This window comes from Aeromonas sp. 30P, assembly GCF_051919805.1.
In the GTDB taxonomy this organism is placed as follows: Bacteria; Pseudomonadota; Gammaproteobacteria; order Enterobacterales; family Aeromonadaceae; genus Aeromonas; species Aeromonas veronii.
In genome coordinates this window covers 3,169,237-3,181,717 of sequence record NZ_JBQBEA010000001.1, presented here as the reverse complement: position 1 = coordinate 3,181,717, position 12,481 = coordinate 3,169,237, and the positions used below count along the sequence as shown (strand labels likewise).

Annotated in this window: 8 protein-coding genes, 2 pseudogenes and 1 riboswitch; of the genes and pseudogenes, 6 read left to right on the top strand and 4 right to left on the bottom strand. The window is 59.5% G+C overall.

The window, feature by feature from the left end; translation table 11 throughout:
• Window positions 1–2 precede the first annotated feature (2 nt).
• Window positions 3–917, bottom strand: coding sequence for a gluconeogenesis factor YvcK family protein (locus ACTG2B_RS14670; protein WP_236302332.1), 915 nt, complete (start codon window positions 915–917; stop codon window positions 3–5).
• A gap of 113 nt (window positions 918–1,030) precedes the next feature.
• On the opposite strand from ACTG2B_RS14670, the gene ACTG2B_RS14665 reads away from it, so the two are divergent.
• A complete protein-coding gene (locus ACTG2B_RS14665) occupies window positions 1,031–2,215 on the top strand; it encodes an FIST signal transduction protein (protein ID WP_439996222.1) in 1,185 nt (394 codons plus the stop codon).
• Between the two features lie 31 nt (window positions 2,216–2,246).
• On the top strand, window positions 2,247–4,343 hold the full coding sequence (locus ACTG2B_RS14660; RefSeq protein ID WP_439996220.1) for an ATP-binding protein: 2,097 nt from the start codon (window positions 2,247–2,249) through the stop codon (window positions 4,341–4,343).
• A 248-nt stretch (window positions 4,344–4,591) separates the two neighbouring features.
• Here the strand turns inward: ACTG2B_RS14660 and ACTG2B_RS14655 are convergent, their stop codons facing one another.
• From ACTG2B_RS14655 to narQ, 3 genes and pseudogenes are all read right to left on the bottom strand, one after another.
• A complete protein-coding gene (locus tag ACTG2B_RS14655) occupies window positions 4,592–5,167 on the bottom strand; it encodes an LON peptidase substrate-binding domain-containing protein (protein WP_139460374.1) in 576 nt (191 codons plus the stop codon).
• A gap of 103 nt (window positions 5,168–5,270) precedes the next feature.
• Window positions 5,271–5,909 (bottom strand): two-component system response regulator NarL, encoded by a 639-nt coding sequence (gene narL, locus ACTG2B_RS14650; protein ID WP_005334471.1) that lies wholly within the window; start codon window positions 5,907–5,909, stop codon window positions 5,271–5,273.
• Window positions 5,909–7,619 (bottom strand): annotated as a pseudogene (gene narQ, locus ACTG2B_RS14645) (nitrate/nitrite two-component system sensor histidine kinase NarQ). Before narQ ends, narL begins: the two are co-directional and overlap by 1 nt.
• A gap of 78 nt (window positions 7,620–7,697) precedes the next feature.
• Window positions 7,698–7,838, top strand: a riboswitch (molybdenum cofactor riboswitch).
• On the opposite strand from narQ, the gene moaA reads away from it, so the two are divergent.
• The 4 genes and pseudogenes from moaA (at window position 7,826) to napA (ending at window position 12,477) form a co-directional block, all read left to right on the top strand.
• Window positions 7,826–8,821: a GTP 3',8-cyclase MoaA gene (gene moaA, locus ACTG2B_RS14640; RefSeq protein ID WP_439996218.1), complete on the top strand. Its 996-nt coding sequence runs from the start codon at window positions 7,826–7,828 to the stop codon at window positions 8,819–8,821. It overlaps the preceding riboswitch by 13 nt.
• A 239-nt stretch (window positions 8,822–9,060) precedes the next feature.
• Window positions 9,061–9,602, top strand: a pseudogene (gene napF / locus ACTG2B_RS14635) (ferredoxin-type protein NapF).
• 29 nt (window positions 9,603–9,631) lie between these two features.
• A complete protein-coding gene (locus ACTG2B_RS14630; RefSeq protein ID WP_236340688.1) occupies window positions 9,632–9,886 on the top strand; it encodes a chaperone NapD in 255 nt (84 codons plus the stop codon).
• Window positions 9,887–9,987: 101 nt separating this feature from the next.
• Window positions 9,988–12,477, top strand: a complete 2,490-nt coding sequence (napA, locus tag ACTG2B_RS14625) for a nitrate reductase catalytic subunit NapA (protein WP_042082166.1) — start codon at window positions 9,988–9,990, stop codon at window positions 12,475–12,477.
• Window positions 12,478–12,481: the final 4 nt, after the last annotated feature.

Sequence of the window (12,481 nt, the reverse complement as noted above, 5' to 3'; positions counted from 1 at the left end):
GCCTAACGCTGGTTGAGAAGTTGCTGGATGATCCGGTCCAGCGCCAGTTTCAGCTTCAATCGATCGTGCCGATGGGGCAGCTCAAGCTCGCCCAGCTCGGCTTCGATCACACGCCCTTGCCAGTCCCCCGCATCACCCGCGCCCTGTGGGGTCAGGATGGCATCCAGTCGACCCTGGCCGACCCGGGACTCCAGCCAGCGACACTGACTCATCAGATCCAGCTGACTGGCAGGACCGTTCTCCGCCACCAGATTGCAGACGAAAACCAGCATGGCGCTGCTCTCGTTGATGGCCTGGGCGATCTCGGCCAGCAGCAGTGGCGGCATGATGGAGGTGAGGAAACTGCCCGGCCCTAGAATGATCATGTCCGCCTGCTGCAATGCCAGCACCGCTTCCCGGGTCGCTTGCACCTCCGGCATCAGGCCGAGGGAGAGGGGCGGTGTTGCCAGTTGATCGATGGATACCTCTCCCAGGATCTGGGTGCCACACTCCATATGGGCGCAGAGATCGGTGGGAAATTCAGACATGGGTAGCAATTGTGACTCGATTTTGAGCATGTCACTGATCAGCTTGATAGCATCAAGAGGACGGACACAGAGATTATCGAGCGCCAGCAGCATCAGGTTGCCAAGGTTGTGGCCCGCCAGCTCGCCTTTGCCGGCGAAGCGGTACTCGAACAACAGGCTGCCGATACTGGGATCGGTGACCAGCTGGTTCAGGCAGTTGCGCAGATCGCCCCAGGCGATGCACTCCTGACTCTTGCGCAAGCGTCCGGTCGAGCCACCATCATCTGTGGTGGCGACGATGCCGGTGAGCCGTTGACCGAGAAACGAGAGGGACGAAAGCACTCGTCCCATGCCGTGGCCACCACCGATGGCAACGACCCGATCGAAGTCATTGATGTTTTTTTGCCACATATGGGCGTCCTGTCATTGGTCTCAGTTGACCGCTATGTTAGCAAGTGAAGCGAGATAATTGTTTGATAAAGGTATGATTTTTGCTTGAGGCTGCCATTCGATAAAACAAGGAGATGGTGTTGAAATTTCTGACCGTTCACTCCCTCGCCCAGAATTCATCGCTGGCGGCCCAAGATATCTGCGCGCAGCTGCGCCACCATGCCGCTCAGGCCCCCTCCCTGCTGTTACTCTATTTTACCCAAGCCCATGAGGGGGTGATACTACGCGACGCGCTCAAACGCCAGTTCCCGACGACCCGCCTGCTTGGGTGCAGCTCTTGCGGTGGTGTCATGACCGAGATGGGACACCACGCCCGAGACGGATATGGGCTGGCTGTTGCTGCTCTTTACGATGAGAAAGGGGCATTCGGGGTAGCCGGTGCCAGCGGTGACGGGGTGGATGTGCGGCAGTTGCTGCGCCGAGCCATGAGCGACTGTGGTCGGCCGGGCGAGCTGCCCCAGTTGATCCTGTTTCATGCCAGTCCCGGCAAGGAGGAGGGGCTGCTGGCCGGTATCGAGGCCGAACTCGGTGCCTCGGTGCCGGTGGTCGGTGGATCCGCGGCTGATAGCAGCGTCAGCGGTGACTGGCAGCTCTGCTGGGATGAGGCGGTGGCTCAGGATGGCATCGGTCTGGCGGTGCTCTATCCCGATTGCCAGCTCGCTTTTCAGTTTCACTCGGGCTATGTGCCTGCCGAATTCAGCGGCGAGATCACCGCCTGCAACGGGCGGGAGGTACTCACCATCGATCACCAGCCAGCCGCCGAGGTCTATGCCCGCTGGTGCGGGCGCGAGCAGCCTTGGCCGGTAGGGGCGATTTTGCGGGAGACCACGCTCACCCCGCTGGCTCGTCAGGTGGGAGCACTGGATGGCATTCCTTACTACAAACTTTCCCACCCCGAAGCTGTGACCGAACAGGGCGGGCTGCGGCTCTTTACCGATGTGGTGCAAGGGGAGCGTCTGCTGTTGATGTACAGCAGCCAGGAAGGGTTGTTGCAGCGCAGCCTCAATGCCATGCGCGTCGAGCCAGGGTACGGGGTCGATGTGGAATTGCAGCCTATCGGCGCTCTCATCATCTTTTGTGCTGGTTGCCGTTTGGCGCTAGGTGATATGTTGTGCCAATTTGTCGAGCAGAGCCAGGCTCGCCTCGGCAACATCCCCTTTATCACCCCCTTTACTTTCGGCGAGCAGGGGCGGCTGCCCAATGGCGAGCTGGCCCACGGCAACCTGATGGTATCGAGCGTGATTTTCCTGACCCGTTGAGTCGGCAGAACATAACAGAGCAGGCAACAAGATGATTGGCAACAATGAACTGGAAGCCCTCGGCGACAAATTGCAGACCACGCTGGTCGACCTTATGCGTTGCCGCGAGCGCGAGGCCAAGTATCGTCACGAGTCCCAGACCCTGCTGGGGGGGGTTGCCACCCTCGCCGATGCCAAGACGCTGGAGCAGGTGCTGGAGAGCCTTATCCAGGTGCTCAAACCCTTTATCGGCTTTGAGCACGCGGATGTGGTGGCCTGGGAAGGGGAGCAGGGAAGTACCCACCTCAGTACCGAGCCGATGCTATCAGCCCGCAGTTGGCGCATGACCCCGGCATTTGCCCGCGCCATCTCGGGTGAAACTCTGGTGATTTACGATCCCGCCCAGCTGCCTGAGCTGGCGCCGCTGGCGAGCGAGCCGGGCTGGGCCAGCGTGATGCTGACCGGGCTGCAGGCCCCCGGTTTTACCGCCACTCTCATCTGTCGCCACGCTCGGGCGGGCACCTTCGATCTCACCAGCAAGGCCGCCATGGAGCGTTGCCGTCCGCTCATCGCCCAGGCGCTGGTCAACATCACCTATCGGGCCCGCTTGCAGGAGCAGGTCGCGGTAAAAACCGAGGCGCTGCAGGCCAGCGAACGCCGTTTTCGCAGCTTTGCCGCCATGGCTTCGGACTGGTTCTGGGAGACAGATGCCGAGCATCGCCTCAGTTACGCCTCTGAGCCGGGTTATCTGGATGAGATGACCCCGCAGGCGACCCGGCCGACCCTCTATGACTACGTCTGCAACAAGCAGAGCTGCGATGCCCAGAAATACCTGCAGCTTTTGGATCTACGCCAGCCGGTGCGAGGGGTGCGGATGCAGGTTGCGCTGCAACACGGCCCCTGCTGGATGGAGGTGAGCGCCGAGCCCTGCTTTGACCATGATGGCCAGTTTATCGGTTATCGCGGCACTGCCCGGGATATCAGCAACCAGATCCGTAGGGAAGAGGAGCTGGCGCGGGCACGGGATGAGGCCGAAGCGGCCAACCGTGCCAAGTCCCAGTTTCTGGCCATGATGACCCACGAGATCCGCTCGCCCATGAATGCGGTGTTGGGGATGCTCGATCTGGTGCAGCATGCCGAGCTGGCGCCGGAGCAACAGAGCCTGCTGCGCCATGCCACCCACTCGGCCAGATTGCTGCAAACCATCATCGACGACGTACTCGATTTTTCGAAAATCGAGTCGCAAACCCTGGTGTTTCACTGCGAGACCCTGCAACCCGTCCAGCTTTGCCAATCTCTGGTCGAGCCGCTGCAAGCTCGCGCGACCGCCAAGGGGATTGCGCTGGTTTATCGGGTCGATGAGTCGGTCCCCCGGGAGTTGCAGGGGGACCCGATGCGTCTGTCGCAGGTGATGGGCAATCTGCTGGACAACGCCCTCAAATTTACCGAGCAGGGGCAGGTGACACTGCACCTGGGTTGGCAGGATGAGAAGTTGCTTATCTCGGTCTCCGACACCGGGATCGGGATCGCCGATGCGGATCAGGCGCTGCTGTTTGAACCCTTCTCCCAGGTCGACAACTCGGCCACCCGGCGTTTTTCCGGTACCGGCCTCGGTCTTGCCATCAGCAAGCGTCTGGTGACGCTTATGGGGGGAGAGATCCACCTGAAGAGCGAGCCGGGCAAGGGAAGTTGTTTCTGGTTCGAACTGCCTGGCATGGCGTTGCCTTGCCATTGTCAACCACAGCGGGAAGAGAGCGTTGCTACGTTGCTGCCGCTGGATGTGCTGGTGGTGGAGGATAGCCCGGTGAACCAGTTGGTGGTGTCGCTGATGCTACAAAAACTGGTGGGCAAGGTTCGGCTGGCTGCCAATGGTCTGGAAGCGCTGGCGCAGGTGGATGAGCAGATCCCGGATCTGATCCTGATGGATATGCGGATGCCCCTGATGGACGGACTGGAAGCGACCCGACGCTTGCGTGAGTTGGGATGTACTATGCCTATCGTCGCCCTGACAGCCAATGCAATGGCGGAGGACAAGGCCTGCTGTCTCGCGCAGGGGATGGATGACTTTCTCGCCAAGCCTATCACCTTGTCACGGTTGAGAGAGTGTTTGCAGCGTCACTTTGGTCAGCGATTGCCGACGCGCGGATAAAAAAAATGGTCAACTTTGTGGGTTGACCAGTTCTTCAGCAAATACTGAAGAGAGCACGGGATAAATCGGGTTGTATCAATCTATATGAAAAATCTGTGCCAACTTTTTTAGACTCTTTTGTGTTCAATTTTGGCCGTTTAGCGCAGCCGCTCTCTCTTGTTATGGCGTTCTGCGTTCCTACTCACTCGCAAAATGCGAATTTCACATTTTCATTGTTGGAATAATTGCATTTTGCAACGCTGTTTTTGTCATTGTGAAATCAGGCGATGCAGAAATTTACGGGCTGCCTCGCTGTTTTGTTTGGCAATCAGCATCTGCTTTTCATAAATCGGCATCGGCAATATCTCGAGCCAGCGCTGGCAGAGCCAGGCGGCATCTTCAAAGCGCTTGTCCGGATAGAGCTCATCAAGCTCCGGATACTGCTCGAACACTTCCCGCAGGCGATTGACCAGCAGCTTGTCGTTGAAATCTGAGTGGGTGCTCGGCCAGTTGGGCAGCATCTCCACCTTGGCCCGGCGCAGGCCTATCTCGTCTGTTTCCATCTCGTGGATACAGAACCGCTCCAGTCCCAGCACCGTCACCCCCAGCAGGCCATCATTGAGGGTGTAGAAGTCAGTCACCTTGACCCGGGTGCCCACCGGCAGAATGCGGCCGGATTGTCCCGAGGTGGTCGACTCTTCCATCACGATGCCAAAGCCCTGATCGTTGATGAATGACTCCTTGAGCATCTGCAGGTGGCGTGGCTCGAACAGACGCAGAGGAAGCTTGCCGCCCGGCAGTATGTGGGAAGGCAAGGGGAACAGTGCCAAAGGTTGTAGTTTCATGTTCCATCCTCCATTGAGTAGTTGCTGAATATGACAATGCAGCGACTGTGCCAGAGAATGAAAAAAGCCACCGGAGGGTGGCTTTTCGGGCGGTTGAGGGCGCTTAGTTGCGCTGCTCCAGATACATGACAGCCGCTTCCACACGGCTTTGCGCCTCGAGTTTCTTCAGCAGGCTCTTCACGTGAACCTTGACCGTTCCCTCGGAGATATGGAGTACCGAGGCGACCTGTTTGTTGGAGAGGCCTTTTGCAATTTCGCGCAGGATTTGCATTTCGCGACGCGTTAAGCTTTCCAGCTTCTGCTGCAGGTGATCCAGCTCGTAGATGTTTTCGAGATAGGGGCGCAGCGGCTCGCTCAGGATCTGCTTGCCGGTCATCACGTCGGCCAGCTGGGCCAGCAGCAGATCTGGCTCGGTATCCTTGAGCAGGTAGCCATCAGCACCCGCCTTGAGCAAAGCAACCACATCCTGACGGGCATCGGAGACTGTGAGGATCACCACCCGGGAGGTGATCTCTTCGGCCCGCAGCGCCTTGAGGGTATCGAGGCCGGAGAGCCCCTTCATGTTGAGGTCGAGCAGGATCAGGTCCGGCTCGGACTCTTTGGCCAGCGCCACGGCATCTGTGCCGTTGGAGGCTTCACCGGTCACCTCCATGTTCTCTTCCAGAGCCAGCAACTGCACAATCCCTTTGCGCATGAGGGGATGGTCATCTACGACCAAAACTGTGTATTTCATCTCGTCCATCAGGCGTCTCTCGCTAGACTGGTGGGAAAGGTCAGATGCACGCAGGTGCCTTGTGGTTGCTGCTCGTTGATGGTCAGCAGACCGTGCAGTTTGCTGGCGCGCTCGTTCATGATGCTCAAACCGTAATGGTTGATCGCCGAGCTGGCGAGTCCGATCCCGACACCGTCATCTGAAATCTGAACCTCAATGTTACCACTGGCGAGGGTCTCACAGCTAACATCAATCACTTGCGCGTTGGCATGTTTGATGGCATTGAGCACTGCCTCACGGATCAACTGCAAAATGTGGATATGCTGGCCCGCCTCCAGGTCGTTGTCGGCCAGTCCGTAATGGAACCGGATTTCGGCCTGGGTCTGAGGCTGCAGTTGATCAAGCATGACGCGGATCGCTTCCCCCAGATTGGCATCGCCAATGGTGAGACGGAAGGTACCGAGCAGTTCGCGCAACTGGGTATAGGCATTGCTAAGCCCCTCGTCGATCTGCTGCATCGCCTCCTGCGCCTTGTCATGCTGCCCCTTGGCGTAAGAGCGCTTGAGCAGGGTGGACTGGATCTTGAGATAGGAGAGGGCCTGCGCCAGCGAGTCGTGCAGCTCCCGGGCGATCACCGCCCGCTCCTCCATCAGCAGCAGTCGCTGCTGTTGCAGCAGGGTCTGGTCTTTGTGCAGCACCTGAGCCAGCAGCATGGTGAAGTTTTTAATCAACCGCTCATCGATGGGGTGTTGGCTGATGATGTCGAGGCGGCCGAACTCCTGCTCATCCATCTGCAGATAGAAGCTGGCGACCGCATCGAGATCGCCGGGCCAGCCGGTGCGCCCCGAGATGTAGACCGGCATGGCGTTGTGCTCGAAGCGGGTCAGCCGGATGTGGTCGATATGCTGGTGGGCGGCGGCGCGGTCCAGCAGTTTGATAAGGGTACGGGTGCTGAGCGGGGCAGCGTGCAGCTTCTGGGCGGTCGAATAGAGAAACGAGAGGGTGTCATTGGCCTGCTGCAGCTTGGCGGTTTTCTCTTCCACCTTGTTTTCCAGTTCCCGATAGAGCTTGCCCAGCTCGTCCGCCATGGTGACGAAGGCGCGCGACAGCTCCCCCAGCTCATTTTCGCCGTGGGCGGGCAGCTTAAGATCGAAATCCTGCCGCTGGATCTGGCGGGCGCAGTAGACCAGCTGGTTGAGGGGGGCGACCACCTGCTGGCGGGTGAAGCGCACCGTGAACCAGGCGATGGTGATGATGGCCAGCAGGCCGAGCCCCTCTGCCAGTGCCAGCATCCGCACCTTGAATTCCACGTGGTACTGCATCTGATTGACGAAATTGTCGATGGCCGCCACAAACTGCTCGGTGTTATCGGTGTACCGTCTGGGGGTGCGATCCTCGATGTGCTGGCGCATCACCTGCCACTGGCCGAGCACCTCGCCATAGGTGCGACGCAGGGAGGGGAGTGATCCAGCGCTGGGTCTCCTGCAGCTCTTCGGCGTGCAGGGTCTCTTCAAACTGGGAGAGGCGCCCCAGCACGCTGTCGCCCCGCTCGATTTCGTAGGCCATCCGGTAGGCCTGCATCCGCAGCGAACCGGAGAGATTGATCGCCTTGGCATCGGGTACCGAGTAGAAGAGGGTGACCATGGCGACCAGCGCGATCAGGCTGGCCATAAAGAGGATCAACACCATGGCGCGCCCGATGGCACTGCTGACCGAATGGACCCTGAACCGTTTTCCCATACTGATGCGCACCTCTGAATAGTGATAAGGACCCCGCAAGATGCGTGGGAGTGTACTCCAACTTGTGTTAGCATCGAAAAACTAGATGAACTCCGAGCGGTTTTGCCTAAGTCCTAGCGATAGGGGGAAACCAGCCGTCAGCCGACGTTCGAGCTGTAAGGGTCAGGAAAGAAATGCCCTGGCCTCCCGTATTTGGAAAGGTGTTTATGTTGCCACTTGAAGATGGTTTTTCCCGTCGTTTTTACTATTTGCGTCTGTCGGTGACCGATGTGTGCAATTTCCGTTGCACCTATTGTTTGCCTGACGGTTATCGCCCCCCCGAAGGTCACAAAGCGGGGCGTCAACCCTTTCTCTCGATTGACGAGATCCGCCGCGTGGTCAGCGGTTTTGCCGCCATGGGCACCCGCAAGGTGCGCATCACGGGGGGCGAGCCATCCCTGCGCCGCGATTTCACCGAGATCGTCAAGGTGATTGCCACCACCCCGGGTATCGAGAAGGTCGCCATGACCACCAACGGTTATCGCCTCAAGGAGCGGGCTCAAGAGTGGTTTGATGCCGGACTCAACGCGCTGAATGTCAGTGTCGACAGTCTCGACCCGCGCCAGTTTCACCAGATCACCGGTGAGAACAAGCTGGCCGAGGTGATGGAGGGGATCGAAGCAGCACTGGCCGCCGGTTTCAAATCGGTGAAGATCAATGCGGTGCTGCTCAAGGGGCTCAACGACTACCAGCTTGATGCCTTTCTGGGCTGGATCAGGTACAAGCCCATCGAGCTGCGCTTTATCGAGCTGATGCAGACCGGCGAGATGGATACCCTGTTTCGTGACCACCATGTCAGCGGCGAGCAGATCAAACAGCGCTTGCTGGAGAGCGGCTGGGTGCAGCAGTTGCGGGGCACGGATGACGGTCCGGCGCATGTCTTTATGCACCCCGATTCGCAAGGTGGGGTGGGGCTCATCATGCCCTACAGCAAGGATTTCTGTGCCGGTTGCAACCGGCTGCGGGTCTCCTCGCTGGGGAAGCTGCATCTGTGCCTGTTTGGTGACAACGGCATCGACCTGCGGGATCTGCTCGGCGCAGATGCACAATCCGATGAGCTGCAACAGCGCATTCGCGCGGCACTGGCGGGCAAGAGTGCTACCCATCGTCTCCATGAGGGCAATGCCGGCATCACCCCTCATCTCGCCTCGATCGGCGGATAACCGCAAAAAATCGCCAACGATTAAATAGCAATCCTCACATGGAGGTATTTTAACCGACACCTCCATTTTTATTGCGCTGCAAGGCTTTGATCTGGCGCAAGAATCCCCCCTGTTTATCTCCCTGGTGGTATATCCCTTACCTTGTCAGGGCCGCAATATACACCCACTCTTATAATTGGTATCAAGAATGCCAATCATGGACTCGCACTGTCCCCTTTTTCACCAGAACAGGAGTCAACATGCCGGATGAGATCGATCTTGCCCGCCGCGGCCTGTTCCGGGGGCGGCTGAGAACTGCCGAACCGCCGGTGCAGTTGCCCTGGTCAGTCAACTGGTCGGCATTTGTCGCCGACTGCACCCGCTGCGGGGACTGTCTGGCGGCCTGTCCGGAGCAGATCCTGGTGAATGGCGAGGGCGGTTTTCCGGTGGTCGATTTCCAGCGTGGCGAATGCACCTTCTGCACCGAGTGCGCCACGGTCTGCAAGGCGCCTGTGTTTCGCCCGACCAGCGAGTCCCCTGGCACTACAAGGCCCATATCGAGGCCAACTGTCTGGCCAATGGTCAGGTGTTCTGCCAGCGTTGTCAGGACAGCTGTGAGCCCAATGCCATTCGTTTTATTCCGGTGCTGGGGCGTGTGCCCACCCCGACGGTCGAGCCGGATCGCTGTAACGGCTGCGGCGCCTGTGTGCAGGATTGTCCGGTTGGCAGCATCAAGGTCGACGGGCGAGCCGCCCCATCCGGTGGTGCGAGCCAGCCCACCCTCAAGCAGGAGTCAGAATGAGTCAGAAGCCGTGTGACACAGAAGCCACAATGGATCAGGAGTTCCATGTATCGAGTCTGGTGGTGCTGACCCAGCCCCCCTTGCGCTATCAGCTCGCCGAGCAGATTGGTGCCCTTGAAGGGGCCGAGATCCACGCCGTCAGTGACGAGGGCAAGCTGGTCGTGACCCTGGAAGGTCCGAGCCAGCGGCCGATCATGGCGGCCATTGATGCGATACAGGCGATGCCGGGTGTGCTCTCTGCCGCCCTGATTTACCACCAGTTCGATGAACTGGGCGGTCACTGAAAAGAGTGATGGGATGCCGGGCGTGCCCTCTGCCGCTGATGGCTGGCTCCCGTTCGACAGATTCGACAACTATTACGCGATAAGCAATGTGAGGATATGCCATGAAGCTGAGTCGACGCGACTTTATGAAGGCCAACGCGGTGGCAGCTGCCGCTGCCGTGGCCGGTGTCAGTGCCCCCACGCTGGCAGCCAATCTCATCACCAGTACCGACAAGACTGCCATCCATTGGGATAAGGCTCCCTGCCGCTTCTGCGGTACCGGCTGCTCCGTGCTGGTGGGCTCTCAGGATGGTCGGGTCGTGGCGACTCAGGGTGACCCCGATGCACCGGTCAACCGTGGCCTCAACTGCATCAAGGGTTACTTCCTCTCCAAGATCATGTACGGCCAGGATCGCCTGACCCAGCCGATGCTGCGGATGAAGAACGGCCAGTTCGACAAGGATGGCGACTTTGCCCCCATCAGCTGGGATCAGGCGTTCGACATCATGGCCGAGAAGTTCAAGGCGACCCTGAAAGAGAAGGGGCCGACCGCCGTCGGCATGTTCGGCTCCGGCCAGTGGACCGTCTGGGAAGGTTACGCCGCCGCCAAGCTGATGAAGGCCGGTTTCCGCTCCAACAACATCGACCCCAATGCCCGCCATTGCATGGCCTCTGCGGTCGTCGGCTTCATGCGTACCTTCGGCATGGACGAACCGATGGGCTGCTACGACGATATCGAACAGGCCGATGCATTCGTGCTGTGGGGATCCAACATGGCCGAGATGCACCCCATCCTCTGGTCGCGGATGTCCGATCGCCGTCTCTCCAACCCGGATGTGCAGGTGCACGTGCTCTCGACCTTCGAGCACCGCAGCTTCGAGCTGGCGGACAACGGCATGGTGTTCACTCCGCAGACCGACCTGGCGATCCTCAACTATGTTGCCAACTACATCATCCAGAACGACAAGGTGAACTGGGACTTCGTCAACAAGCACACAGTGTTCAAGAAGGGGGCCACCGATATCGGTTACGGCCTGCGCCCGACCGATCCGCTGCAGCAGAAAGCGAAGAACCCGGACAGCGGCGATGCCACTCCGATGACCTTCGAGGAGTTTGCCAAGTTCGTGGCGGATTACGATGTGGAGTCGGTCTCCAAGCTCTCCGGCGTCTCCAAAGAGAAGCTGGAAAAGCTGGCCAAGCTCTATGCCGACCCGGGCAAGAAGGTGGTCTCCTACTGGACCATGGGCTTCAACCAGCATACCCGTGGCGTCTGGGCCAACAACCTTTGCTACAACATCCACCTGCTGACCGGCAAGATCTCCGAGCCGGGTAATGGTCCTTTCTCACTGACCGGCCAGCCCTCTGCCTGTGGCACCGCGCGTGAAGTGGGTACCTTTGCCCACCGTCTGCCTGCCGACATGGTGGTGACCGAGCCCAAGCACCGCGCCATTGCCGAGCAGATCTGGAAACTGCCGGAGGGGACCATTCCCGACAAGGTGGGTTTCCACGCCGTGCTGCAGGATCGCATGCTCAAAGATGGCAAGCTCAACGCCTACTGGGTGATGTGTAACAACAACATGCAGGCTGGCCCCAACATGAATACCGATCGCCTGCCTGGCTATCGCGATCCGCGTAACTTCATCGTGGTCTCCGACCCTTACCCGACCGTCACTGCCCAGGCTGCTGACCTCATTCTGCCCACAGCCATGTGGGTGGAGAAAGAGGGGGCCTACGGCAACGCCGAGCGCCGCACCCAGTTCTGGCACCAGCAGGTGAAAGCGCCGGAAGGGGCCAAGTCCGACTTGTGGCAGCTGATGGAGTTCTCCAAGCGCTTCAAGGTTGAGGAAGTGTGGCCGGCTGAGCTGATTGCCAAGATGCCGGAAGTGAAGGGTAAAACCCTGTTCGACGTGCTCTATGCCAACGGTCAGGTCAACCAGTTCCCGAAAGAGCAGAGCAAAGGTCTGCTGAACGACGAGGCCGAGCACTTCGGGTTCTACGTCCAGAAGGGTCTGTTCGAAGAGTACGCCACCTTCGGTCGTGGCCACGGTCACGATCTGGCGCCGTTCGATCAGTACCACGAAGCCCGTGGTCTGCGTTGGCCTGTGGTAGATGGCAAAGAGACCCTGTGGCGCTACCGCGAAGGGTTCGACCCTTATGTGAAAGCGGGCGAGGGGGTACGTTTTTATGGCAAACCCGATGGCAAGGCGGTCATATTCGCCCTGCCGTTTGAGCCCGCCGCCGAGTCGCCCGATAAAGAGTACGACCTGTGGCTCTCTACCGGTCGCGTGCTGGAACACTGGCACACCGGCACCATGACCCGTCGGGTGCCCGAGCTCTATCGCGCCTTCCCGGATGCGGTGCTCTTCATGCACCCGGACGATGCCAAGGCTCGCGGCGTGCGCCGTGGTGAAGAGGTGATCGTCTCCTCCCGCCGTGGCGAGGTGAAGACCCGGGTCGAGACCCGTGGTCGCAACCGTCCGCCGAAAGGACTGGTCTTCATGCCCTTCTTTGATGCGAGCCAGTTGGTCAACAAGCTGACCCTGGACGCCACCGATCCGCTCTCGAAAGAGACCGATTACAAGAAGTGCGCCGTCAAGGTGATGAAGGCCTGAGGCG